The sequence below is a fragment of the Kribbella sp. WER1 genome, from assembly GCF_054189145.1.
Window position 1 is genome coordinate 3,316,351 of sequence record NZ_CM135186.1, and the last position, 23,615, is coordinate 3,339,965.

At 69.8% G+C, this 23,615-nt stretch carries 21 protein-coding genes; 11 read left to right on the plus strand and 10 right to left on the minus strand.

The genetic code is table 11. The features are described from left to right. The first annotated feature begins 20 nt into the window (after window positions 1-20). A complete protein-coding gene (locus ACXJJ3_RS16105) occupies window positions 21-1,457 on the plus strand; it encodes an aminopeptidase P family protein (protein ID WP_458170886.1) in 1,437 nt (478 codons plus the stop codon). Here ACXJJ3_RS16105 and ACXJJ3_RS16110 read toward each other — a convergent pair. The 5 genes from ACXJJ3_RS16110 to ACXJJ3_RS16130 all read right to left on the minus strand — a co-directional run bounded on the left by ACXJJ3_RS16110 (window position 1,454) and on the right by ACXJJ3_RS16130 (window position 8,131). Next, on the minus strand, window positions 1,454-2,158 hold the full coding sequence (locus ACXJJ3_RS16110; protein WP_458170887.1) for an aspartate/glutamate racemase family protein: 705 nt from the start codon (window positions 2,156-2,158) through the stop codon (window positions 1,454-1,456). The two genes, ACXJJ3_RS16105 and ACXJJ3_RS16110, sit on opposite strands and share 4 nt — an antisense overlap. Beyond that, window positions 2,158-3,678 (minus strand): NCS1 family nucleobase:cation symporter-1, encoded by a 1,521-nt coding sequence (locus ACXJJ3_RS16115; protein WP_458170888.1) that lies wholly within the window; start codon window positions 3,676-3,678, stop codon window positions 2,158-2,160. The genes ACXJJ3_RS16110 and ACXJJ3_RS16115 overlap by 1 nt, the downstream gene beginning before the upstream one ends. 133 nt (window positions 3,679-3,811) lie before the next feature. Further along, window positions 3,812-4,516, minus strand: a complete 705-nt coding sequence (locus ACXJJ3_RS16120) for a GntR family transcriptional regulator (RefSeq protein ID WP_458170889.1) — start codon at window positions 4,514-4,516, stop codon at window positions 3,812-3,814. 43 nt (window positions 4,517-4,559) lie between these two features. After that, entirely contained in the window at window positions 4,560-5,237 is a 678-nt protein-coding gene (locus ACXJJ3_RS16125; protein WP_458170890.1) for an LppP/LprE family lipoprotein, read from the minus strand. 50 nt (window positions 5,238-5,287) lie between these two features. Further along, window positions 5,288-8,131, minus strand: coding sequence for an ATP-binding protein (locus ACXJJ3_RS16130; protein ID WP_458170891.1), 2,844 nt, complete (start codon window positions 8,129-8,131; stop codon window positions 5,288-5,290). Between the two features lie 106 nt (window positions 8,132-8,237). Here ACXJJ3_RS16130 and ACXJJ3_RS16135 point away from each other — a divergent pair, with 106 nt between their 5' ends. Next, window positions 8,238-8,642 carry a DoxX family protein gene (locus ACXJJ3_RS16135; RefSeq protein ID WP_458170893.1) on the plus strand — a complete coding sequence of 135 codons (405 nt, stop codon included), beginning with the start codon at window positions 8,238-8,240 and terminating at the stop codon, window positions 8,640-8,642. Next, entirely contained in the window at window positions 8,639-9,940 is a 1,302-nt protein-coding gene (locus ACXJJ3_RS16140) for an FAD-binding oxidoreductase (RefSeq protein ID WP_458170895.1), read from the plus strand. Before ACXJJ3_RS16135 ends, ACXJJ3_RS16140 begins: the two co-directional genes overlap by 4 nt. A gap of 36 nt (window positions 9,941-9,976) precedes the next feature. Here ACXJJ3_RS16140 and ACXJJ3_RS16145 read toward each other — a convergent pair whose 3' ends face one another. From ACXJJ3_RS16145 to ACXJJ3_RS16155, 3 genes are all read right to left on the minus strand, one after another. Continuing rightward, window positions 9,977-11,920, minus strand: coding sequence for a M13 family metallopeptidase (locus tag ACXJJ3_RS16145; RefSeq protein WP_458170896.1), 1,944 nt, complete (start codon window positions 11,918-11,920; stop codon window positions 9,977-9,979). Between the two features lie 102 nt (window positions 11,921-12,022). Then, the gene (locus ACXJJ3_RS16150; protein ID WP_458170897.1) at window positions 12,023-12,304 is read right to left on the minus strand and encodes an HU family DNA-binding protein; all 282 of its coding nucleotides are present in this window, start codon (window positions 12,302-12,304) and stop codon (window positions 12,023-12,025) included. Window positions 12,305-12,383: 79 nt separating this feature from the next. After that, window positions 12,384-13,169, minus strand: coding sequence for a phytanoyl-CoA dioxygenase family protein (locus ACXJJ3_RS16155; protein WP_458170898.1), 786 nt, complete (start codon window positions 13,167-13,169; stop codon window positions 12,384-12,386). A gap of 183 nt (window positions 13,170-13,352) precedes the next feature. On the opposite strand from ACXJJ3_RS16155, the gene ACXJJ3_RS16160 reads away from it, so the two are divergent. The 7 genes from ACXJJ3_RS16160 to ACXJJ3_RS16190 all read left to right on the plus strand — a co-directional run bounded on the left by ACXJJ3_RS16160 (window position 13,353) and on the right by ACXJJ3_RS16190 (window position 18,898). Then, the gene (locus tag ACXJJ3_RS16160; protein ID WP_458170899.1) at window positions 13,353-14,372 is read left to right on the plus strand and encodes an LCP family protein; all 1,020 of its coding nucleotides are present in this window, start codon (window positions 13,353-13,355) and stop codon (window positions 14,370-14,372) included. 14 nt (window positions 14,373-14,386) lie between these two features. Next, complete coding sequence (locus ACXJJ3_RS16165; protein ID WP_458170900.1) at window positions 14,387-14,932, plus strand: DUF1990 family protein; 546 nt, start codon at window positions 14,387-14,389, stop codon at window positions 14,930-14,932. A 149-nt stretch (window positions 14,933-15,081) separates the two neighbouring features. Beyond that, window positions 15,082-15,759 (plus strand): uracil-DNA glycosylase, encoded by a 678-nt coding sequence (locus tag ACXJJ3_RS16170; protein ID WP_458170901.1) that lies wholly within the window; start codon window positions 15,082-15,084, stop codon window positions 15,757-15,759. 15 nt (window positions 15,760-15,774) lie between these two features. Then, window positions 15,775-16,173: a hypothetical protein gene (locus ACXJJ3_RS16175; RefSeq protein ID WP_458170902.1), complete on the plus strand. Its 399-nt coding sequence runs from the start codon at window positions 15,775-15,777 to the stop codon at window positions 16,171-16,173. Between the two features lie 81 nt (window positions 16,174-16,254). Further along, the gene (locus ACXJJ3_RS16180) at window positions 16,255-16,956 is read left to right on the plus strand and encodes a DUF969 domain-containing protein (protein WP_458170903.1); all 702 of its coding nucleotides are present in this window, start codon (window positions 16,255-16,257) and stop codon (window positions 16,954-16,956) included. Beyond that, on the plus strand, window positions 16,953-17,924 hold the full coding sequence (locus tag ACXJJ3_RS16185; protein ID WP_458170904.1) for a DUF979 domain-containing protein: 972 nt from the start codon (window positions 16,953-16,955) through the stop codon (window positions 17,922-17,924). Before ACXJJ3_RS16180 ends, ACXJJ3_RS16185 begins: the two co-directional genes overlap by 4 nt. Before the next feature lie 8 nt (window positions 17,925-17,932). Continuing rightward, window positions 17,933-18,898: a DUF2891 family protein gene (locus ACXJJ3_RS16190; RefSeq protein ID WP_458170905.1), complete on the plus strand. Its 966-nt coding sequence runs from the start codon at window positions 17,933-17,935 to the stop codon at window positions 18,896-18,898. Here ACXJJ3_RS16190 and ACXJJ3_RS16195 read toward each other — a convergent pair. Beyond that, entirely contained in the window at window positions 18,846-20,624 is a 1,779-nt protein-coding gene (locus tag ACXJJ3_RS16195) for an ABC transporter ATP-binding protein (RefSeq protein ID WP_458170906.1), read from the minus strand. The genes ACXJJ3_RS16190 and ACXJJ3_RS16195 overlap by 53 nt on opposite strands. Further along, window positions 20,621-22,273: an ABC transporter ATP-binding protein gene (locus ACXJJ3_RS16200; protein WP_458170908.1), complete on the minus strand. Its 1,653-nt coding sequence runs from the start codon at window positions 22,271-22,273 to the stop codon at window positions 20,621-20,623. The genes ACXJJ3_RS16195 and ACXJJ3_RS16200 overlap by 4 nt, the downstream gene beginning before the upstream one ends. Window positions 22,274-22,418: 145 nt before the next feature. Between ACXJJ3_RS16200 and ACXJJ3_RS16205 the strand changes: the two genes are divergently transcribed. Further along, the gene (locus tag ACXJJ3_RS16205) at window positions 22,419-23,606 is read left to right on the plus strand and encodes an ROK family protein (protein WP_458170909.1); all 1,188 of its coding nucleotides are present in this window, start codon (window positions 22,419-22,421) and stop codon (window positions 23,604-23,606) included. Window positions 23,607-23,615: the final 9 nt, after the last annotated feature.

Genomic DNA, 23,615 nt, shown 5'->3' on the forward strand with positions numbered 1-23,615 from the left:
GAGATGAGGACTGGTCGACGATGACCGAGAACGCCGAAGCGGCCGCGCCGAAGACCGCGTCGCACGACAACGAGCCGAGCCCGAAGCTGCGGGCGTTCATGAACTCGGGCTGGGCCGACTCCGAGCGGCACGATCTGTCACTGGGCGACGCCGGGGTGTGGGCGGCGAAGCGCCGGGACGCGCTCTCGCAGGCGTTCCCCGGCGAGCGGCTGGTGATCCCGGCCGGCACCTACAAGGTCCGCTCGAACGACACCGACTACGTCTTCCGCCCGCACACCGACTACGTGTGGCTGACCGGTAACCAGACCTCCGACGCGGTGCTGGTGCTGGAGCCGAACGGCACCACCGGCCACGACTCGGTGCTGTACTTCCGCCCGCGGGCCGACCGCGCCCAGGGCGAGGAGTTCTGGCGCGACCGGATGTACGGCGAGCTCTGGGCCGGCCGGCGTCCGTCGCTGACCGAGACCGCGAAGGAGTTCGGGATCGAGACCCGGCACGTCGACCAGCTGGCCGACGCGTTGAAGGGCGACGTACCGACCCGGGTCCGGCGCGACGAGGACCAGTCGATCGCCTCCCTGCTGAGCGGCGCGCACACCGACGACCTGAAGGACAACGAGCTGGCCGCGACGCTGTCCGAGCTGCGGCTGGTGAAGGACGCGTACGAGCTCGAGCAGCTCCGGGACGCGGTCGCGATCACGCACCGCGGCTTCTCCGACGTGCTCGCCGAGATGGACAAGGTCCGGCGGTACGGCGAACGCTGGATCGAGGGCACGTTCTGGCGCCGCGCCCGGGCCGAGGGCAACGACGTCGGCTACACGTCGATCGCCGCCGCCGGGCCGCACGCGACCACGCTGCACTGGATCGAGAACGACGGCCCGGTGAACGACGGCACGCTGATGCTGCTCGACATGGGCGTCGAGAACCGGCAGCTGTACACCGCCGACATCACCCGCACGCTGCCGGTGAACGGCGAGTTCACCCCGCGCCAGCGCGACCTGTACCAGCTGGTCCTGGACGCGCAGAACGCCGGCATCGCCGCGCTCACCCCGGGCGCGGCGTTCCGCGCCGGGCACGAGGCCGCGATGGAGGTCGTCGTCCGCGGCCTCGACGCGATGGAACTGCTGCCGGTGTCGCTGGAGGAGGCCCTCGACCCCGAGAGCCGCCTGTACCAGCGGTACACCCTGCACGGCGTCAGCCACATGCTCGGCCTCGACGTCCACGACTGCGCGTCGGCCCGCAACGAGACGTACCGGCAGGGGCCGGTGAAGCCCGGGTACGTGCTCACCGTCGAGCCCGGCCTGTACTTCCAGGCCGACGACCTGACCGTGCCGGAGGACCTGCGCGGCATCGGCATCCGGATCGAGGACGACATCCTGATCACCGACGGCGCCCCGGAGAACCTCTCCGAGGCGATGCCGCGCACCATCGAGGGCATCCAGAACTGGATGGCGTCCTAAGCCGTCTGGTAGCGCGGATGCGGCGCGAACTCGCCGAGCTTGCCGGTTCGCAGCCGCATCCGCACCAGCATCTCGACCGTCGTGGTGGCCGCCGCGACGCCGTCGATCACGCTGACGCCGAGCTCGGCCGACAGGTCGTGGCACAGGTCGGCCATCCCGGCGCAGCCGAGCACGATCGCGTCGGAGCCGTCCAGCGCCAGCGCCTCCTCGCACGCGCGCAGGATCGTGGCCCGCGCGTGCGGGTCCGTCTCCAGCGCGAGCACCGGGATCTCGCACGCGTGGATCCCGAGACACTGCCGCGCGACGCCGTACTCCGCGGCCAGGTCGTGCGCGTGCCCGACCGTCCGCGCCAGCGTGGTGACGACGCTGAACCCGCGGCCCAGGTACGCCGCCGTCCGCATGCCGGCCTCCGCGATCCCGACGACCGGCCCGCGGGCGAGCTCCCGCGCCGCCTTCAGCCCCGGGTCGCCGAAGCACGCGATCACGTACCCGTCGTACCCGGCGGCCTCACCCTCGACGATCTCCTGCAGCAGCCCCGGTACGGCGAGCGCGTCGTCGGCGTGGCTCTCGATCGAGGCCGGCCCGTGCGGCGGGTTGACCGCGTCGACGATGACCCTCGGACCGGCGACGGCCCGGGCGCACTCGCCGATCAGCGCGGTCATCGACGCGGTGCTGTTCGGGTTGACGACCTTGATCCGCATCACGCCTCCACCGCCGCGGCCGCCGGAGTCGCCGCGATACCGGCACGCCGCGCGAGGACGGAGTACAGCGCGAACCCGGCACCGCAGCCGATGAACCAGCTGTAGTCGCTGATCCACAACGCCTCGCCGATCCAGCGCGGGACCAGGACCGACGCGACCGAGACGACACCGGCGGCGATCACGGACTGGATCGCGACCGGGTTGTAGCCCTTGCGGTAGTGGTACGCGCCGGCCTTGTCGAGCGTGAACATGTCGTCGACGACGAGCTTCTGCTTGCGAATCAGGTAGAAGTCCGCGATCAGGATGCCGAAGAGCGGGCCGATCAGCGCGCCCAGGATGCCGAGCGTGTAGTGGATCGCGGTGTCGTTGTTGTACCAGTTCCACGGCGTCAGCAGCACCGAGCCGACGGCCGCGATCATGCCGCCCATCCGCCAGCTGATCTTCTGCGGGCTGACGTGCGAGAAGTCGAAGGCCGGCGAGATGAAGTTCGCGACGATGTTGATGCCGACGGTCGCGGTGACGAACGTGAGCGCGCCGAGCAGGATCGCGAACGTGTTGTCGATCCGCTCCACGGTCTTGATCGGGTCGGTCAGCAACTCGCCGTACACCGGAACCGTCGCGCCGGCGGTCAGGACGGTGAGCAGCGAGAAGAACACGAAGTTGACCGGCAGACCCCAGAAGTTGCCGCGGCGGACGCTCTTGAAGCTGTTGCCGTAGCGGGCGAAGTCGCCGAAGTTCAGCATCGGGCCGGAGAAGTACGAGACCACCAGCGCGATCGCGCTCAGCATCGTGCCGATCGTCGCCCAGCCGGACAGGCTGTGCCCGGACAGGTTCAGGTCGATGTGGAAGTGGGACTTGTACAGCAGGTATCCGCACAGCAGCAGCATCACCACGTAGACGGCGGGGCCGGCGAAGTCGATGAACTTCCGGATCGTCTCCATGCCGCGCCAGAACAGCGCCGCCTGCGCGAGCCAGAGGATCGCGAAGCTGACGTACCCGAGCGTCGACAGGCCGAGGAACCCGTGCAGGTGTGCGTCCGCCCACGGGCCGAGGCCGGGCCAGAGCTTCAGGAACACGATGTTCAGCGACTCCGCGGCGAGAAACGTCTGGACGCCGTACCAGGCGACGGCGATCAGGCCGCGGATGATCGCCGGGATGTTCGCGCCGAGTACGCCGAACGAGACGCGGCTGATCACCGGGTACGGGACGCCCGCCTGCTGGCTCGGCTTGGCGACCAGGTTGCAGAAGAACTGCACGATGCAGATGCCGGCGATCAGGCAGACGAACACCTGCCAGCTCGTCAGCCCCAGCGCGAACAGACTGCCCGCGGTCAGGTAGCCGCCGACGCTGTGCACGTCCGACATCCAGAACGCGAAGATGTTGTAGCTACGCCAGGTCTGCTTCTTCAGCGGCGCCAGGTCCGCGTTCGTCAGCCGCGGATGGTAGTTGTCCTGCGTGGGCTCGGACGGGTAGCCGGCCGCGTCGACGACATCTGCGGGCACACGGGGTTCGGTCACCATGCTGGCCTCCTCGGGGCCTGGCCGCGGCGCGGGATCGCGCGGCCGAGTGCACCGAAAGCTAGCCACGCCACGCGTGGATCGCCATGTAAAACGGTCAAATATAGGAAATGGCCGTCAAATATAGGAGTCGGGGTCAGACCGGATCCGCGAAGCATTCCGGATCGTCGGCGAACTCCGCGATCGCCGCCTTCAGGTGCGCGTAGTGCCGCTCGGACTCGGCGATCAGCGTCTCCAGGTCACGGGCGACGTACGCCGCGATCAGCCGCTCGTGGTCGGTGTGGAACCCGGCCCGCTCGTGCGCCGGCACCCGCGCCATCGGCCGGGCCGGCTCGGTGATGTTCCAGGCGGTCTCGTACATCCGGATCAGCCGGTGCATGCCGGACGGCTCGATCAGCGCGAAGTGGAACCGCCGGGTCGCGGCGGCGTACTCGCGGTCACCGGCGGCGCTCGCGGCGGCCAGCGAGCCGTGGGTGGCGCGGATCCGCTCGTGGTCCGCGGCGGTCGCGTTGACGGCGGCAGCCCGCAGCGCGGCGGCCTCCAGCGCCTGGCGTACGTCGTACAGCTCGCGGAACTCCAGGAACGTCAGCTTCGCCACCCGGTACCCGATGTGCGGCCGATGCTCGACCAGGCCCTCGCCGAACAGGGTCTTCAGCGCCTCCCGCACCGGGATCGCGCTGACCCCGAAGAACGCCGCCACCTCGTCGATCGGCACCGCCGTACCGGGCGGCTGGTCACCGGTCAGGATCGCGTGCCGCAGATCGCTCTCGACCGGCGGCATCTCGCCGGCCGCGGCCGTGGTCCGCACGAGTCGCGACGTGAAGTCCGACGATCTCCGCATCTCCGGACGATATGCCGCACCGGCTGTCGAGCGCCAGGGCAGGCTAGGCCTTGAGGCGGATCGCGACCGGGGTGCCGGCGTACGGGCGGCTGCCGCCACTCGGGGCGAAGCCGTCGTTGTCCTGCCAGCTCCAGTGGATCGTCACCGGCTTCAGCGACGGGCAGCACGCCGGGTCGTCCTTGGCGAAATGCGTGTACTTGATCGCGAACGCGCCCGTCCCCGCGCCGGCCAGGCTGGTCACGCCGGACGTCTCGGTGTCGCCGTCCCAACCGACGAACTTCGTACCGTGGAAGAAGAACACCACCTGGCCGCCGCTGTCCGCGGCGTTCGACCGGGTGCCGACGACCGCGGTCAGCTTGCCGCCGTCGCCGTCCGGAACGGTCGCCTTCACGGTGCTCGGGACGAAGTGCACGCTCGGCTGCTTGACCTCGACGGTCTGCGCCATCGCGGTCTTGATCCCGGCCGCATCCGGCACACCGCCCGAGGCCGCCTTCGCCGGAGTGGTCGGGTTTGCCGGGGTCGTGGGCGGCGCGGGTTGCGTGGTGGTCGGGGTGTCGGTGGGAAGGGCTGCGGGATCCGTCGGCGTCCAACCTGGCGTAGTTGGCGACGACTGAGTGGCTGGGGAACTCGCGGCGTCCGTCCCACCGCCCGAGCAGCCCGCCAACGCCCCCGCCGCGACGACCGCAACCGCCACCGTCAGCTTCCGCGTACGCACGATCATCAGCCCTCCGCCAAGAATCAGGTCGAGACCAAAACTAGCGACCGACCGGCTCACACTCGTTGCCGAGCGCCACCATCCAGTTCGGAGTGCAGCGCGAGGGTGCTGACGTGCTCGAAGCGTGCCCCGATCCGGTCGAACGCGTCGGCTGCTTCCAGCAGGGCATCGAGGTCGCCGGTCGTGCGGGCGGTGGCCCGGATACGGCAGGCCGCGGCCCAGCTGTTCTCGACGGCGTCCGGGCCGATGGCGTCGAGCAGTTCCGGGGCTTCGGGCAGGCCGGCGACCACGGCGAGTTCGGCCGCGGCGGAGCGTGCATACGGCGCCCACCACCGTTCAGCGAAGCCCGCGAACGCCCGCCGTACGATGTCCGGCGCTTTCTCGACAGCACCGAGCTGTACGGCGACCCGCGCCCGGACGAACGTGTACGGCGCCGCCAGCCACGGGGCGTCCTCCAGATCCGTGCACCGAGCGACCTCGAGCGCACGCTCCTGCCAGACGTCGAACAGCCCGTCGTCCCGCAGCCCGTGCACCATCGCGGCCGCCGACAATGCGGACGCCATCCACTCGACCGGCGGCGCTCCCGCCCGCTGCCAGCGTTCCCACAGCGCGTCCGCGTGCGCCACGCAGGCGTCGAACTCACCGGTCAGCGCGGTCGCCCGGATCAGCCGCGGCAGCGAGATGTACGGATGGTCGCCGACCGGATCGTCCGGCGCGGGCGCCCCCGCGGCCTTCAGGTCGCCGACCGCGTTCGCCGTCGTCGAGGCGACGTGGAAGGCGTCGATGATCTCGGCCGCGGCGTACGGCTCGTGCCGTGGCAGCGGACCGACCAGCGCCAGGCGTTCCACGGCGTACGAGCGGGCGTCGCGCAGGCGGCCCGCGTTCCCGGCGGCCACGGTCAGCGTGTCCAGCGCGCCCGCGATCAGCACCGGATCGCCCGTACGGCGGGCCGCGTCCACAGCCACCTGGGCAAGCTCCGCGTCGGCGCCGACCCGACGATCGCCGTACTCCCACGCCTTGGCGGTCGCGAGCAGCGCGGCCACCTGCGCGTCGCCCGGCTGCGCGCACTCGATCGCCTGCTGCAGCAGGCGTTCGGTGCGCTCGGCGGGTACGGCGTACAGCGAGCCGGTCGGGTACCGATTCACCGCGATCACCGCGAGCGCGAGCATCGTCGCCCGAACGTTGCCATCAGCAACCGCCCGGTCGGCGGCGTCCAGCAGCAGCCGGACCCCGGTCTCCGCGTCCGAGATCGCCAGCGTGGCATCGGCCGCCGACCGCAGGTCCAGCGCCGCCGCCTCGCCGGTCGCGGCCCGGTCCGCCGCCGCCCGGTAGTCCCCGATCGACTCCCGGAACTGCCGCCGCCCAAACCCAAGATGCGCCAACGCCCGCGCCAGCCGATGCGCCGTCGGGTCCGGCCCACACCGAAAACCGACCTGCACCACAGCCGCCTCGTCCCGTCCGGACACGACGTCGCCGTCCCCGACCAGCCCGACCACGGCGGCTACCTCGTTCCGCCCGGGCGCGACGTCGACGTCCGCGGCCAGCGCGTCCGCGGCGGTTGCGGCGGTTGCGGCGGTTGCCGCCAGCGCGGCGCGGAGGTCGGCGGAGACCTCGTCGTACGGCTGTTCCCAGCCGGGCGAGTCGAGCCGCCCTTCCAGCGCGGTGGCGGTATCGGCGGCCCAGTGGAGGCGGCGGTCTCGCGCGGTTGCCAGCTCGTCCGCGGTCAGCTGCTCCCGCGCGAACTCCCGGATCGTCTCCAGCAGCCGCCAGCGGGATCCCCGGCGTACCAGGAGGCTCTTGTCCGTCAGCCGGCCGAGCAGATCGGCGACCTCACCGCGCCCCAGCTCCGGGCTGGTCGCGCCTGCCGCATCCAGGTCGAAGCCGCCGACGTAGATCGACAACCGCCGGAACAGCAGCCGTTCCTGCTCGTCCAGCAGCTCATGGCTCCAACCGATGACAGCCGCGAGCGACCGATGCCGGGCGTCCATCCCGCGCCCGCCGGCCAACACCCGCAGCCGGTCGTCGAGTGCCGCCCGCAGCCCGTCGGCCCCGAGCGACCCGATCCGCGCCGCGGCCAGCTCGATCGCGAGCGGCAGGCCGTCCAGCCGCGCACAGATCTCCGCCAGCTCCTCGTCCGACGCCGCAAAGCTCGGGTCGACCGCCCGCGCCCGGTCCACGAACAGCTCGGTCGCCGCGTCCAACGGCGGCAGCAGTACGGTCGTCTCCGCCGGTACGCCGAGCCGCTCCCGGCTGGTGGCGAGAATCGTCAGCTCAGGACAGGTCCGCAGCAACTGCTCCGCCAGCTCGGCAACCTCGTCAACCAGGTGCTCGCAGTTGTCCAGCACCAGCAACGACGGGCCCTGCTGCAGGTACTCGACCAGAACCTGCTCAAGACTCTGCGGCGGCCGCTCCGACAACCCCAACGCTGTCGCAACCGCCCGCGTCACCTGCCCCTCCCGCACCGGAACCAGATCCACGAACGCCCCACCTCCCCCGACCCCAGCCCCGCCGGCCCCGGCCCGGCCGACCTCGGCTGCGACGACGGCGGCCAGCCGGGTCTTCCCCATGCCGCCAGGGCCGAGCAGCGTGACCAGCCGTGACTGGCTCAGCGCGGTACGCAGCGTGGCCGTCTCATCGGCCCGTCCGACGAACGTGGTCCGCCCAGCCGGCAGCCCACTCATCCCAGACGCAGTTGATCGGCCCTGCTGCGCCCCAGCCAGGTCCGCCAGCTCGCGGCGGTCGCCGGCGCCGTACTTACGCAGCAACGACGACACATGGCTCTCGACGGTGCGCACGGAGATGTGCAGGGCGTGGGCGATCTGCGCGTTCGACCGGTGGTCGGCCAGCGCGGCCAGCACCTCGGCTTCGCGTGCGGACACCTCGTTCACGCGCTCCATCATGACCGATCCGTGGGGTTCTCCGTGGTGGATCCGTGGTCGGCACGGATGTGGCACCCCGGTCGCCGCCGCGAGAGTCGTCGTACCAGATCAACTCTTGGAGGCAGTGATGAGTTCGACGATGACAACGGCGCGCCGGGTCCGACCGGGGACGGTGGCGCTGTGGGTGGCGCAGGTGGTGCTGGCGGCGCTGTTCGTGATGGCCGGTCTTCCGAAGCTGTCGGGCGACCCGGTGATGGTGGAGATCTTCGACGCGGTCGGCGTCGGGCAGTGGTTGCGCTACGTGGTCGGCGTACTGGAGATCGCCGGCGCGATCGGCCTGCTCGTCCCGCGGTTGTGCGGGTTGGCCGCGCTCGGGCTGTCGCTCGTGCTGGTCGGAGCCACCCTGACGAACATCTTCGCGCTGGGTGCCGCACCTGTGATCCCGCTCGCGTACCTGCTGGTGACGGCCGTGATCGTCTGGTTCCGGCGCGCGTCGATCCGGACCGTCCTGCAGTCGGTGGTCGGGCGATGACGATCACAGCCTTCGAAGGCCTGCTGACCCGGCCGGGGGATGCGGACTACGACTCCGGCCGGGCGGTCTGGAACGCGATGGTCGACCGCCGCCCAGCCCTGATCGCCCGCTGCGCGAGTACGGCGGACGTGGTCGCAGCCCTTCGCTATGCCCGCGACGCCGGCTTGGAGCTCGGCGTCCGGGGCGGCGGGCACAGCTTCCTCGGACTCCCGGTCGTGGAGAACGGCCTGTTGCTCGACCTGTCCGCGATGAACTCGGTGCAGGTCGATCCGGTCAGCCGTCGAGCGCGGGTCGGCGGCGGCGCGCTGCTCGGCGCCCTCGACGTGGCCAGTCAGCGCTACGGCCTGGCGACGACGGCCGGCAACGTCTCGCACACGGGCGTCGGCGGCCTCACCCTCGGCGGAGGCGTCGGCTGGCTGGCCCGCGCGTACGGCCTGACCTGCGACAACGTCGTGTCGTACCAACTGGTCACCGCCGACGGCGCCGTGTTGCGCGTCAGCGAGACCTCCCACCCGGACCTGTTCTGGGCCTTGCGCGGCGGAGGCGGCAGCTTCGGCGTGGTCACCGAGTTCGAGTTCCGCCTGCACCCGGCCGGAACGCAGGCGTTGATCGTCGACCTGAACTACGACCTGGCCGACGGCGGTACGGCGCTCCGCGGCTGGCGCGACCTCTTCGCGCAGACACCCCGGGCCGCCACCCCGTTCGCCCGCGTGGGCCGACGGGACGGACGGCCGGTCGCGAGCATCGGCTACGTGTGGGTCGGCGACACCGTCGAAGGACGCCGGCTGCTCCCGTCGTACCAGGCAATCGGCCGTCCCCTCGAACAGCGGGTCCGCGAGGTCAGCTACCTCGACCTGCAGACCCAGTCCGACGACGACGAACGGCACGCGCTACGCCGCTACTGCAAAGGCCACTACCTGCGCGCCCTGCCCGACGCCGCGATCGACGCGTTCCTCTCCAGCGACCTCCCGGGCGCCCGATTGACGCTGAACGGCGGCGCGATCGCCGACGTACCCGACGACGCGACCGCCTACAGCCACCGCGACGCGCTCGTCGAGTTCACCACCGGCGACGACTGGGCCGACCCGGCGGAGGACGCAGACCGCATCTCCGCGGCCCGCGCCTACGCCGCAACCCTCGAGCCGTACACCAGCGGCAGCTACGTCAACACGCTCTCCGACGACAACGACCCCGCCGCCGTCCACCGCGCCTACAGCCCGGACAAACTCACCCGCCTCCGCCGGCTCAAGTCCACTTACGACCCGGCCAACACCTTCAACCACACGGCGCTCAGGTGACTCCCCACTCGGAACCAACCGGCCACCGACACCGAACTACCAGATGCGGACGCGGTCCTCCGGTGACAGCCACATGCCGTCGGATTCGGTGGTCTTGTAGGTGGTGTGGAACTCGTCGATGTTCTTCACCACCGCGTTGCAGCGGAACTCCGGCGGTGAGTGCGGGTCGATCGTCAGCCGGCGGGCGGCTTCCTCGGGGCGGGTCTTGGTCGCCCAGGCGTGTGCCCAGGCGGCGAAGAACCGCTCGGCGCCGGCCTGCAGCTCCTCGTCCGGCTCGGTGCCGTCCAGCGACAACTTGTACGCCACGTAAGCGATCGACAGGCCGCCGAGGTCGCCGATGTTCTCGCCCAGGGTGAGTTTGCCGTTCACCTTCTGGCCGGGGGTCTCGGCCGGCTCGAGGACGTCGTACTGCGCGACGAGCTTGTCGGTGCGCTGCTCGAAGGCGGCGCGGTCCGCGTCGGTCCACCAGTCGTTCAGGTTGCCGTCGGCGTCGTAGCGCGAGCCCTGGTCGTCGAAGCCGTGGCCGATCTCGTGGCCGATCACCGCGCCGATCGCGCCGTAGTTGGTGGCGTCGTCGGCGTCCAGCCCGAAGAACGGCGGCTGCAGGATGCCGGCCGGGAAGACGATCTCGTTCATCCGCGGGTTGTAGTACGCGTTCACGGTCTGCGGCGTCATCCGCCACTCGTTCCGGTCGACCGGCTTGCCGAGCTTGTCGAGGTCGCGCGCGGTCTCCACCGCGACCGAACGGCGGACGTTCCCGAACAGGTCGGCCGGGTCGATCTCGAGCGCCGAGTAGTCCTTCCACTCGTCCGGGTAGCCGATCTTCGGCACGAACGTGCCGAGCTTCTCCAGCGCCCGCTGCCGGGTGTCCGGGCCCATCCAGTCCAGCGCCTCGATCCGCTGCCGGTAGGCGGCGACCAGGTTCTGCACGAGCTCGACCATCCGGGCCTTGGCGTCCGGCGGGAAGTGCTCCGCGACGTACAGCTTGCCGAGCGCCTCACCCAGCGCCGACTCCACCGCGCCGACGCCGCGCTTCCAGCGCTCCCGCAGCTCGGGCGCACCGGTCAGCGTCTTGCCGTAGAAGGCGAAGTTCTCGTCGACGAAGGCCTGGCTCAGCAACGGCGCCGCGCTGTGCACGATCTGCCAGCTCAGCCACTCCTTCCAGCGGTCGACGCCGACCTCCTGGAGCGCGCCGGCCGCGGCGGTCAGGAAGTCGGGCTCGCGGACCACGACCTCCGCGAACGCGTCTTCCGGTACGCCGGCACCGGCCAGCCAGGTCGCCCAGTCGAAGCCCGGCGTCAGCGCGTCCAGCCCGGCCCGGTCGAGCTTGTTGTACGTGAGCTGGACGTCCCGCTCCTTCACCCGGTCCCAGTGCGCGCCGGCGATCCGGGTCTCCAGCTCGAGGATCCGCTCCGCGGCACCGCTCGGGTCCGGCAGCCCGGCCAGCTCGAGCAGCTTCGCCACGTGCGCGACGTACGCCGTGCGGATCTCGGCGAACGCGTCCTCGCGGTAGTACGACTCGTCGGGGAGGCTCAGGCCGCCCTGGGTCAGGTGCACGATGTTCCGGTCGGACTGCTTGGCGTCGGCGTCGACCCAGTAGTGGAAGACGCCGGGCACACCCTGCAGCTCGAGCTGCCCGAGCACGGACACCAGCCCGGCCGCGTCGGTGACGCCCGCCACCAGCGCGAGCTGGTCGGCGATCGGGTCGGCGCCCAGCCGCTCGATCGTCTCGGTGTCCATGAAGCTGGTGTAGAGGTCGGCGATCTTGCGCGGCTCGCTGCCGTCCGGATGCCCGGCCGCGGCGGTCTTCTCGACGATCGCGCGGACGTCCTGCTCCGCGGTGTCCCAGAGCGCGTGGAACGCGCCGTGGATCGCCTTGTCCGCCGGGATCTCGTGCTCCGCCAGCCACGCCCCGTTGACGAACCGGTACAGATCGTCCTGCGGTCGCGCCGCGGCCGACCCGTCGATTCCTGCTGTCATCCCTGGCCCCTTGTCACGAGTGGAGTTGCTGCCAGCGAACATACCTGTTTCGCGAGCTGCCAGGGATCGGGCATCGCCTCGCTGTGGACAAGCCGGCGACTGTCAGCGTCCGCCGCGCGCGGCCGCCTTCAGACGGCTCCCGCAGGACAGCCGCACGGAGTACCCCGCCGGGATGTTCAGCGGCTCGCCGGTCTGCGGGTTCCGGCCGGTGCGCGGCGCGCGCATGACCCGCTCGATGCTGAGCAGGCCGGTCAGTGACACCTTGTCACCGCGCTGCACGGCCTCGGTGACCACGTCGCCGAGCGCGTCGAGGACCTTCTCGGCCTGGTTCCGCGGGATGCCCGCCTTCTGCGCCACGCCGGTGATCAGTTCGTTCCGGTTCACGACTCTCCTCAGACTTGGTTCGCACTTCCGCGCCCACCTTAACCGAAATGATTGTCGTTAGCGAGAAGGCGTCCGCCGGTCAGAGGCCGTCGCGGTCGTGCCAGTGCTGCTGCCAGCGGGCGTCGACGGCGTCGTCGGCCCGCTGGTACCGGATGTCGGTGGACAGCCGCATACCGTCGGACACGTTGTCGAGCGCCGCATGGACGGTGTGTGCGGTGTGTACGACGACGTCCCCGGCCCGATAGTTCGCGACCAGCCAGTTCGCGTCGTACTCGGTGGCCAGTGCGGGCAGGTCCGCGGTGATCGACGCCGCCGGTCGCTTGAGCCGGCCGGCCGCCTCGTCGGCGAGCACCCGGTGGTGACTGCCCTCCAGGTACGTCAGCCCGCCGCGGCTGACCGGGCAGTCGCCGAGCGGGATCCACGCCGACAGCACCTGGTCGGTACCGTCCCGCAGGTACACCAGGTCGTAGTGCGCCTGGGTCGCCGTACCGATGCCGTTCTCGCCCGGCGCGGTCTGCCGGATGATCTTCCGCCGGTGCAGGAACGGCTCCCCGTCCAGGAACCACGCGAACCAGTCCTTCAACGCCGGCTGCGTACAGAAGGCCGCGTACTCCGGCCCCGGCACGATCTTCTCGAACAACACCTTCCGGTACGTCGCCCTGTCCGCGGCAGCAGCCGTCAACCCGAAGTAGTACTCCCGGAACGCCAGCACCGCGGCAGGATCCAGCATCCCCGTCAGGTACAGGTACCCGTCCCGCTGCAGCCGCGCCCGCAGCACCTCCCGATCCCCACGTTCTTCTGCGGGAACCGCGGCCAGCTCACCCAGCCGCCGCTCATCCAGTACGTATCCGTTCGACGTCAGCACGCTCCCCATTCCAGCCGCAGCCGGGCACCGAACGGAATGGACACCCGAACCCGCCTCTTGGACTCTTGTTCGCTCACGAGGCGGATTTCCTCCCTTCGAAGGAGGCGCCATCGACTTTCCGACGTGTAAAACCATTCAGTGGGGTGACGTGTTTGGGGCCTGGGCACCGATACCGTCGTGGCTATGAGTGAAACGCAGCGCCTCGACCCGCGAACCGCGAACCCGCCGCCGCGCCGCCCGAAGAAGCGGCGCAACTGGTTCCTCCGGACCGTCGGACTGATCGTCCTGCTGTTCGTTCTGATGCTGATCGCGGTCCCGCTCTACGCATGGAGCCGGATCGACAAGATCGACGCGATGCCGACCGGCGATCGGCCGGCCGCGACCTCGGGCACGACGTACCTGATGGTCGGGTCGGATGCTCGGGAGAACCTCAGCCGCGCCGAGCGCGCGAAGCTGCACACCGGCGGCAACGCCGGGCCGGCGCGTACCGACTCGATCATGCTGATGCACGTCCCGAAGTCCGGACCGACCGTGCTGATCAGCATCCCGCGGGACAGCGCCGTGAACATTCCGGGCGTGTCCGGCAAACAGAAGATCAACGCGGCCTTCAACAAGGGCCCGGCGCTGCTGATCCAGACCATCGAGAACGTCACCGGGCTGCGCGTCGACCACTACGTCGAGGTCGGCTTCGGCGGCTTCGCCTCGGTGATCGACAGCATCGGCGGCGTCCAGATGTGCTTGCCCAAGGCAATGGATGACAAGCTCGCGCACATCAACCTGCCGGCCGGCTGCCAGCAGCTGGACGGCGTGACCGCGCTCGGTTACGTCCGCTCCCGGCACGCGGACGGGCAGAACGACTTCGGCCGGGTCCAGCGGCAGCGGCAGATGGTCGGCGCCGTCGCGAAGAAGGCCAGCTCGCCGTCGACGTTCCTGAACCCGATCCGCTACTACAACGTCGCGACCAAGGGTGTCGACGCACTGACCGTGGACAAGGGCATGAGCCTGCTGGACTTCGTCCGGTTCGCGAACGGCATGCGGGCGATCTCCGGCAGCGGCGGTGTCACGCTGACGGTGCCGGTGAGCAACGACAACTACCAGCTCGGCCACGGCCGCGGTGTCGCGGTCAAGTGGGACACCGAGAAGGCAAAGGCCTTGTTCGACGCGATCAAGCAGGACAAGACCAGCGGCCTGAAGAGCAGTTGATCCGCATCACCCCGATGAAGCTGGACGAGTTGGCCGGGCTGCAGCTCACCTACGACGAGGTGGGCTGCACGCGGTACGACGAGACACCCGACGGCTATCACCGGCTCGAGCACCGCGAACGGCTCGGTGACGGGGACGAGGTGTTCGAGCGGGCCGCGGATGCGTTGCTGGCCTGGCGGATGCAGCGGGCGGCGGGGCTGCCGATGACGGCGACCGCCTCGCCACCGCAGGTCGGCACCAACGCCCTGGGGCTATTGGGACCAAGAGCGATCAGCAAGCGGCTGAGAAGCCGGTTGGGCATTTCCGTCCCCTGCCGGGTCGTCTGGACGGTCGACGAGCCGGACCGCGTCGGCTTCGCCTACGGAACGCTCGAAGGCCACCCGGAGTCCGGCGAGGAGTCCTTCCTCGTCACACGCGACGCCGAGGGCGTGTACGTCGCCATCCGCGCGTACAGCCGCCCCGCCAGCTGGTACACGCGTCTGGCCGGACCCGTCGCCCGCAAGGCCCAGCACTTCGCAGCCACGCGCTACGCAGCCGCCCTGCGCCGGCTGTCCGCATAGCTCGGCAAATTAAGGGCCCCGCAAGCTCATACCTTGCGGGGCCGCGACCTTTGTACCTTTCGCGGTCACACCAGCGTTTGAGCGACACGCGAACAGCAGGCGACAACCCGGCGTGCAGTACGAACCGCAGTACTGCGAGACTGTGGCGGGTGAGTCCTAAGACGTTGGCGGATCTGGTGGCGCCGGACTGGGCTGAGGCGTTGGCTCCGGTCGAAGGCACTGTGACGCGGATGGGCGAGTTCCTGCGCGGTGAGATCGCCGCGGGCCGTGCGTACCTCCCGGCCGGCGAGAACGTGCTGCGGGCGTTCCACCGTCCACTGGCCGAGGTCAAGGTGCTCGTGGTCGGGCAGGACCCATACCCAACGCCGGGCCACCCGGTCGGGCTGAGCTTCTCGGTGGCTCCCGACGTACGGCCGATCCCCCGCAGCCTGCAGAACATCTACCGCGAGCTGATGCAGGACGTGGGCGTGGCGACACCGTCCAACGGTGACCTGACACCGTGGGCCGACCAGGGCGTGCTGATGCTCAACAGAGTGCTGACCGTGCAGCCCGGCAAGTCCGGCGCGCACCGCGGCAAGGGTTGGGAGTCCGTGACCGAGCAGGCGATCCACGCGCTGGTGAACCGCGGCGGCCCGCTGGTCGCGATCCTCTGGGGCCGTGACGCGCAGACGCTCAAGCCGATGCTGGGCAGCACGCCGTACGTCGAGAGCGCCCACCCGAGCCCGATGTCCGCGGACCGCGGCTTCTTCGGCTCCCGCCCGTTCAGCCGGGTCAACGCAATGCTGGCCGAGCAGGGCGCTTCTCCCGTGGACTGGCGCCTGCCCTGAGGCACTCTGAGGTGCATGACGCGCTACGTGATCGATGCCCCCACCCTGCTGCACCTCGTCGACGGTGATCTGGCCGTCGCGGCACACCACCAGCTGGTCGCGCCTGCCGCGATCCGCTCGGAGGCCCTCGAGCAGCTGCTCCGCGACGTCCGCCTGGGTACGCGCACCGAGAAGGACGCGCGCCGGCTGCACACCCGGATGACCGAGCTGAAGATCCGCGCGCTCGGCGACCGGGTGTCCCGCTGGACTGCGTGGAAGATCGCCCGCGACCAGGACTGGGACACGCTCCGGGACGCCGAGTACCTCGCAGTCACCCAGCTGCAGGCCGACGCGCTCATCACCGTCGATCCGGACCTCGCGGCCAAGGCCGAAGGCGTCGTGACAGTCGAACCGGTAGAGAATTTGTTCGAATGATCCATTGCAGGATCGTTCAACAATCCCTATGGTGAGCGGAACATCTCCCTCTGCAACACCGTTCCGTCCCCGGGAGGAACCATGTGGGTTCTGCTCGCTATCGCGGTGGTGGTCGTCGGGTTCGCGCTCCGGATCAACTCGATGCTGGTCGTCACGGCGGCCGGGATCGTCGCCGGGCTGATCGGCGGCCTGTCTCCGGTCAAGATCCTGGACGCGTTCGGCGACGGGTTCGCCGGCAGCCGCTCCGTCACCGTCTTCATCGTCACGCTGCCCGTCATCGGGCTGATCGAGCGCTACGGGCTGCAGCACCAGGCCCGCAAGCTGATCAGCAAGCTCAAGGTCCTCACAACGGGCCGGCTGCTGGCCATCTACCTACTGATCCGGCAGGGCACCGCGGCCCTCGGACTGACCAGCATCGGCGGTCCCGCGCAGGCGGTCCGCCCGCTGATCCATCCGATGGCCGCCGGCGCCGCCGAACGCCGCTACGGCAGGCTTCCGGAGAAGATCCAGGAGAAGATCAAGGCCTTCGCGGCCAGCGCCGACACCGTCGGGCTGTTCTTCGGGGAGGACATCTTCGTCGCGATCGGCTCGATCCTGCTGATCACCGGCTTCGTCGACACGACGTACGGCCTGCACCTGGAGGCGATCGACATCGCGCTCTGGGCGATCCCGACCGGCATCTGCGCGCTGCTGATCCACGGCACCCGGCTGCTGCTGCTCGATCGCAAGCTGGACAAGCTCGCGGTGGAGCTGAAGAGCGCGGAGAAGGAGGCCGCGCGATGATCAAGGTCGAGTGGTTCTACTGGCTGTGTGGGCTGTTCTTCGTACTGATCGCGCTGCAGACCGGCAACGACCGCAGCAATCCGAAGCGGATCGGTAGTGCCGCGTTCTGGGGCATCCTCGGGATCTCGTTCGGCTACGGCACGTTCGTGGTGAACAAGCAGGCGCCGTCCTGGCTGCTCGGCATCGCGGTCATCGGGCTCGCCGTGCTGGCCGGCTCGGGCTTCCCGGGCAAAGGCGAGGAGCGGACCACGACGCCGGCCGAGCGGGTACGCTTCGCCGACCGGTTCGGCAACAAGCTGTTCCTGCCGGCGTTGGTGATCCCGGTGGTCGCGGCGATCTTCGGCGCGTGGCTCGCGAAGGTGAAGCTCGGCGGCGGGAAACCGTTGCTGCAAACGGGTTCCGCCACGATCATCGGGCTCGGCGTCGCGTCGATCCTGGCCCTGGTCCTCGGCATGGTGCTGCTCAAACCGAAGTCGCCGGCGGTCCCGCTGCACGAGGGCCGGCGGCTGCTCGAGCACATCGGCTGGACGGCGATCCTGCCGCAGATGCTGGCCACGCTCGGCCTGCTGTTCAACGCGTCCGGCGTCGGCAAGGCGGTCGGCCACGTCACCGACCACCTGATCCCGAAGGGCTCGCTGGTCGCGGCGGTCATCCTGTACTGCGTCGGGATGGCGATCTTCACGATCATCATGGGCAACGCGTTCGCGGCGTTCCCGGTGATGACGGCCGCGGTCGGCTGGCCGCTGCTGGTGCAGCAGTTCCATGGCACGCCCGCCGTGGTGTTCGCGGTCGGCATGCTGGCCGGGTTCTGCGGGACCCTGTGTACGCCGATGGCCGCGAACTTCAACCTGGTGCCCGCGGCGCTGCTGCAGATGAAGGACCAGTACGGGCCGATCAAGGCCCAGATCCCGACCGCGATCCCGTTGCTGGCGTGCAACATCGTGATCATGTACGTCGTCGCGTTCTAAGGAGTTCCATGAAGTACGCCGCTGCCTGGGCCGACATCGCCTGCGAGGTGCTGGACACGCCGTACCCGTACGGCGCCGCGCACGCGTCGAAGGGTCCGGACGACGTGGACGTGACGCCGGACCGTCTACACCCTGCCTTCCACGGGTCGTACGACTGGCACTCCAGCGCGCACATGCAGTGGTCCCTGGTCCGGCTGCTGACGCTGGCACCGGATCAGGTCGGCCGACGCCTGGTCGACCTGCTGGATCGACGGCTGACGCCGGACGCGATCGCCGTCGAGGTGGCGTACCTGCGGGAGCGGCCGGCGTACGAGCGTCCGTACGGCTGGGCGTGGGCGGCGATGCTGGTCGCCGCGGCGCGGGATACCCGGTGGGCGGCAGCCCTTGCTCCATTGGGTGATGTGATCGCGGACCTAGTACTCGCGTGGCTGCCGAAGCAGGCCTACCCGGTGCGGCACGGCGTACATCTGAACTCGGCGTTTGCTCTTGCGTTGCTGCATGAGGCGTACGGCGAGCTCGGGCGGCCTGATGTGGTGGAGGCAGTGCGCGGGCGGGCGTTGGAGTGGTACGGCGGGGACACGGCGTACGACACGCGATTCGAGCCTTCTGGGACTGACTTCTTGTCGCCTGCGTTGTCTGAGGCGGAGTTGATGCGGCGGGTGCTGCCGGCTGCGGAGTTCGGGAGCTGGCTGTCCGCGTTCCTTCCTGGACTGGGGAAGGGGCAGCACCGGCACCTACTGGAGGTTCCGGTGACGGACGACTCCGGCGACGGTCAGCTGGCGCACCTTGGTGGGCTGGCGTTGTCCCGGGCTTGGCAGCTACAGACGCTGGCGCCTGCTCTGCCTGACGTTGCCGATGCACTGCGGGCCGGTGCTGACCGTCAGGTGGAGGCCGTGCTGCCAACAGTGACGGACGGAGACTTCATGTCGACGCACTGGCTGGTGTCGTTCGCCCTCCTGGCTGATCAGGCGTAGCCGTACCGGTCCAGCTGCGCCACAGCTGCGCGTAGCGGCCGCCTGTCGCCAGCAGGCCGTCGTGGGTGCCTGACTCAACCACCTGGCCCTGATCGAGCACGACGATGCGGTCTGCCTGCTCTGCTTGGGTCAGCCGATGCGCGACGACCAGGGTGGTCCGGCCCGCCGTTGCTGCTGTGCTCGCTCGCTCCAGCTCGCGTGCGCCCGCACTACCCGCCTCTGCGGTCGCCTCGTCCAAAACAGCCACCGGCGGATCGGCCAGCACCAAACGCGCAAAGGCGAGCTGCTGGGCCTGTGCGCCCGTCAGTTGGTGTCCGCTCTCGCCTACTACTGTCTGCAGGCCCTCCGGCAGTGCACGGACCCAGCTCAGCGCACCTACGCGTTCCAGGGCCGCTTCGACGTCCTCTGGTGATGCTTGTGGACGTGCCAGCTGCACGTCCTCCAGCAGAGTGCCCGAGAAGACGTGGACCTCTTGACTGAGCAGGGCTACCTGCGTACGGGTACGGTCTTCGCCCAGGTCGCGTATGTCGACGCCGCCGAGCTTCACCGCTCCTGCGGACGGCGCTAGGACGCCCGCTGCGATAGCGGCGAGCGTGGTCTTGCCGGCACCGCTTGCGCCGACCAGGGCGACCCGTTCGCCTGGTTCCAGCCGCAGGGTGATCCCCGTGACGACCTCGGGACCGTCGTACCGGTGGGTGATGTCCTGCAGTTCGAGGGACGCATCGGCCGGGCCAGGGCCGTCCGGCGGCTGCGGGGCGGGCTCCAGCTCGAGAACGCCGGCCAGGCGGGAGAGCCCGGCCGCGGCGGCCTGGATCTGGTCGAACTCCATCAGTACGACGTTCACCGGGTTGAACAGCCGGTGGAAGTACAGCGCCGCCGCGGTCACGGCACCAACGCTCACCGCGCCGGCACGGACCAGGAAGAACCCGGTGACCAGGATCGCCGTCAGTCCGGTGAACTCGGCGTGGTTGATCCGCGACGAGAAAAAGCTGAACAGCCGGAAGACCGTGATCGCGATGTCCCGCGCGGTACCGGACGTCTCGTCGATCTTCGCCAGCTGCCGGTCCTCCAGGCGGTACGCGCGCACGGTCGCGCTGCCGCGCAGCGAAGCGATGATCGCCTCGGACCGCTCACCCATCGCCACCCGTTCCTGCTTGTAGTACGGCGCTGAGCGGCGCAGGTACCAGCGCAGCGCGAGGTAATACATCGGCACCGCGAGCAGTCCGGCAAGCCCGAGCCGCCAGTCGAGCGCGAACATGCCGCCAGCGGTCAGCAGGATCGTCAGCGTCGCGCCGAGAACGGACGGTCCCACCTCGGTCAACGCCGACGCAACAGCCGCCACATCGTCGCCCACCCGGGACAACAGGTCGCCCGTCCGCACTTTCTCCAGCACAGGGGCAGGCAACTGGAGCACACGGTCCAGTACTTGTTCACGGATCCGCGCCAGCACGGTCTCACCGACCCGCGCGACCAGGGTGACTCCCAGCGCAGTCAGTACGCCGGAAAGCACCGCGGCCACGCCGATCAGCACTATTACCCGCACGATGGCCGACTTGTCACCGATGTTGTCGATCAACTGCCCGAGAGCCCACGGCGCGACCAGCCCCGCCGCACTGGCGCCGGTGATCACCAGGGCCGCGACAACCGCCGGCACAGGCAGCCGCCGAAGCTCCCGCCACAGCACGCCCCAGGTAGCCCGCGCCCCAGCAACCGGAAGAAGGTTCACCGCAGTACCGCTTCCTGGTAGGTCGTGTCAGACGCAGCCAGCTCGGAATGGACGCCCTCAGCAACCATCACCCCGTCAGCGATCACCAGAACGCGATCCATCTTCCCCAACAGAGCCGGGCTACTCGTCAACACCAGCGTCGTCCGGCCGGCTCGCTCCTCCGCCAGTCCCTCGGCCAGCACCTCCTCCGTCACGGCGTCGACCGCCGTACTCGGGTCATGCAGCACCAGCAGCGGCGGATCAGCCAGCAACGCTCGCGCCAGCCCGAGCCGTTGCCGCTGACCACCCGACAAAGCCTGCCCACGGTCGGCCAACGGCCGATCCAGCTCACCTACCAAGTCGGCGGCACCTGCAGCGCTCATCACGCGTTCGAGACCGTCGCCGGCCAACAGATTGCTGCGCACGGTGCCTTCGAAGAGGTCTGTCTCGTGGCGTTCGAGCAGCACGGTGCGCCGCAGCAGGTCTATGTCCAGCTGTTCCAAGGTCGCGCCGCCGAGCAGAACCGTGCCGGCGTGCTCGGGAGCTTGGCCGCCGACCACTGCCAGTAGAGCGTCAGCGTCGCGCGGGTCGTAGCACAGGACACCTACGGACTCGCCTGGGCGCACTGCGAAACTCAGCGACGAGAGGGTCCCATGCGAGACACCTTCCAACGCCAGAACAGGTTGAGTCGGGTCAAGCGCAGTCACGACGCCAGTAACAGAGAGCGGAGGTGCGGCCAAGACTGTGGACAGTCGGGCTGCAGAGGCTCGGGACATGGCGATCACCTGGCTGGCGTAGCCGAGCGTCCCCACCGGCTCGGCGACGAACTGGGCCAGCCCGACTACCGTGATCAGTTCACCGATGGTGATCCGCCCGTTCAGCGCGAACCACCCGGACACACCAGCCACCGCAGCCAGCAAAAGCCCACTCAGTGCGGTCGTAACACCGTCCTGCAGCCCATTCGTCGACGCCGCACGCAGCGTGGCCTTCAGTGTCGCCTGGCTGGACCGCTGGTACCGCGCAGCCGCGTAATGCTGCGCCCCGATCCCCCGCAACGTCCGCAGCCCACTCACCAGGTCGGTAGCCAACGCAGTCGTCTGCGCCACCGCCTCCTGCTGGCTGGACGTACGACGCGTCAACAACGGTGACAACGCCTGAATCCCCAGCACCAGCAGCGGTACGCCGATCAAAACGCCCAGTCCGAGCGGTACGTCGACCAACAGCAGCGACACCGACGACACGATCAACGCCGTACAGGCGGCCGCGCCCATCGACAGCCCGCGCATCACGAGCGCGGCCTTCTCCGCATCGGACGTGGCGATCGACAGCAACTCCCCCGACCGCAGCCCCGTCCGATGACCACGAGGATCCAGCACGCGCCGCGAGATCTCCAGCCGCAGCAGGTGCTTCTCGTACTCGATTGCGTGCACCACCTGCCGCGCACCGGTCTTCCAGGCGTTCGACAGGACGGCGAACAGCACGACCATCATCACCACACACCACAGCAACGGCTGTACGTGTCCCGTCGACACCGCACGATCCACGAACACACCGATCGCCACCGGCACCGCGGCCTCGGTCGCCTGATGCAACGACAGCACCAGCACACCCGCGACCATCCGCCCCCGATGCCGGCGCACCGCCCGCCGCAAGAGTTCCCCAGCCGTCATAGTTAGGCAACCCTAACTCATGCCCGCCGATTGACACCCGGCGTAGTCCGCCGTACGGTCTCGCGTTAATAGGAAACTTTCCTAACAGTTCGGATCTTCAGCGCGGCGAGTACCCGCGGGCGGCGAAGGGAGGCAGGGTTGGCTCATGGCAACGACACCCGGAACGCCGCGCCTGCTGCGCGCGATGAACGACCGCGCCGCCCTGGACCTGCTGCTCAGCCAGGGCCCGCTCTCCCGTACCACGCTGGGCAACCTGACCGGGCTGTCCAAACCGACCGCGTCGCAGCTGCTGGCCCGTCTGGAGGCGGCCGGTCTGGTCCGTCCGAGCGGCACCACCGCCGGCCGGCCGGGACCGAACGCGCAGCTGTACGAGATCAACGGCGAGATCGCGTACGTCGCGGGGCTGGACGTCACGCCGACGCGGATCCGGGCCGCGGTCGCCGACCTGACCGGGAACGTGGTCGGGCACTACGAGCTGGCCACCCCGGGCCGCAGCGCCAAGGGCACGGTCGACCGGGTCGTGAAGGCGCTCGACGGTGCCGCCGGCGAGGCCGGGCTGAGCCGGGAGCGGCTGCGCCGGGTCTCGATCGGTACGCCGGGCGGCTTCGACCCGACGACCGGCCGGCTGCGGTACGCGACGCACCTCCCGGGCTGGCACGCCCCGCACCTGCTCGAGGAGCTGGCCGCGGCGATCGCCGTACCGCTCGAGGTGGAGAACGACGTCAACCTGGCAGCGGTCGCCGAGCAGCGGATCGGCCATGCCCAGGAGCACGAGAACTTCGTGCTGCTCTGGGGCGAGGAAGGCATCGGCGCCGCGATCGTGATCAACGGCCGGCTGCACCGCGGCGCGACCGGCGGCGCCGGCGAGGTCGCGTTCCTGCCGCTGCCCGGTACGCCGCTGATCCGCAACGTCGGCCGCAACAACGCCGGCGGCTTCCAGGAGCTGGCCGGCGGCGAACCGGTCCTCGAGCTCGCCCGTGAACACGGCCTGAAGGCCCGGACGGCGGAGGCCGCGATCGCGGTCGCGCTGCAGACCGAGGGCGCCGGCGACGCCGTACTGCACGAGTTCGCGCACCGGCTCGCGGTCGGTCTGGCGGCGATCGTCGCGGTCGTCGACCCGGAGCTGATCGTGCTGGCCGGCGGCGTCATCACCGCCGGCGGAGAGCGCCTGCGCGGGCTGGTCCAGGACGAGCTCGCCGACCTCGCCGTACCGCGGCCGCAGCTGTTGATGACCGCGATCAGCACCGACCCCGTGCTCTCCGGAGCACTGCAGTCCGCACTGAGCACGACCCGCGACGAGGTCTTCGACACCGCGGGGCCACCCATCACCTAGTAGGAGACC

What these genes read in the sequence shown, in the direction of transcription:
- ACXJJ3_RS16105 (WP_458170886.1), top strand. Translation starts at nt 21, where the DNA reads ATGACCGAGAACGCCGAAGCGGCCGCGCCGAAGACCGCGTCGCACGAC.
- ACXJJ3_RS16110 (WP_458170887.1), bottom strand. Translation starts at nt 2,158, where the DNA reads ATGCGGATCAAGGTCGTCAACCCGAACAGCACCGCGTCGATGACCGCG.
- ACXJJ3_RS16115 (WP_458170888.1), bottom strand. Translation starts at nt 3,678, where the DNA reads ATGGTGACCGAACCCCGTGTGCCCGCAGATGTCGTCGACGCGGCCGGC.
- ACXJJ3_RS16120 (WP_458170889.1), bottom strand. Translation starts at nt 4,516, where the DNA reads ATGCGGAGATCGTCGGACTTCACGTCGCGACTCGTGCGGACCACGGCC.
- ACXJJ3_RS16125 (WP_458170890.1), bottom strand. Translation starts at nt 5,237, where the DNA reads ATGATCGTGCGTACGCGGAAGCTGACGGTGGCGGTTGCGGTCGTCGCG.
- ACXJJ3_RS16130 (WP_458170891.1), bottom strand. Translation starts at nt 8,131, where the DNA reads ATGATGGAGCGCGTGAACGAGGTGTCCGCACGCGAAGCCGAGGTGCTG.
- ACXJJ3_RS16135 (WP_458170893.1), top strand. Translation starts at nt 8,238, where the DNA reads ATGAGTTCGACGATGACAACGGCGCGCCGGGTCCGACCGGGGACGGTG.
- ACXJJ3_RS16140 (WP_458170895.1), top strand. Translation starts at nt 8,639, where the DNA reads ATGACGATCACAGCCTTCGAAGGCCTGCTGACCCGGCCGGGGGATGCG.
- ACXJJ3_RS16145 (WP_458170896.1), bottom strand. Translation starts at nt 11,920, where the DNA reads ATGACAGCAGGAATCGACGGGTCGGCCGCGGCGCGACCGCAGGACGAT.
- ACXJJ3_RS16160 (WP_458170899.1), top strand. Translation starts at nt 13,353, where the DNA reads ATGAGTGAAACGCAGCGCCTCGACCCGCGAACCGCGAACCCGCCGCCG.
- ACXJJ3_RS16165 (WP_458170900.1), top strand. Translation starts at nt 14,387, where the DNA reads ATGAAGCTGGACGAGTTGGCCGGGCTGCAGCTCACCTACGACGAGGTG.
- ACXJJ3_RS16175 (WP_458170902.1), top strand. Translation starts at nt 15,775, where the DNA reads ATGACGCGCTACGTGATCGATGCCCCCACCCTGCTGCACCTCGTCGAC.
- ACXJJ3_RS16180 (WP_458170903.1), top strand. Translation starts at nt 16,255, where the DNA reads ATGTGGGTTCTGCTCGCTATCGCGGTGGTGGTCGTCGGGTTCGCGCTC.
- ACXJJ3_RS16185 (WP_458170904.1), top strand. Translation starts at nt 16,953, where the DNA reads ATGATCAAGGTCGAGTGGTTCTACTGGCTGTGTGGGCTGTTCTTCGTA.
- ACXJJ3_RS16190 (WP_458170905.1), top strand. Translation starts at nt 17,933, where the DNA reads ATGAAGTACGCCGCTGCCTGGGCCGACATCGCCTGCGAGGTGCTGGAC.
- ACXJJ3_RS16200 (WP_458170908.1), bottom strand. Translation starts at nt 22,273, where the DNA reads ATGACGGCTGGGGAACTCTTGCGGCGGGCGGTGCGCCGGCATCGGGGG.
- ACXJJ3_RS16205 (WP_458170909.1), top strand. Translation starts at nt 22,419, where the DNA reads ATGGCAACGACACCCGGAACGCCGCGCCTGCTGCGCGCGATGAACGAC.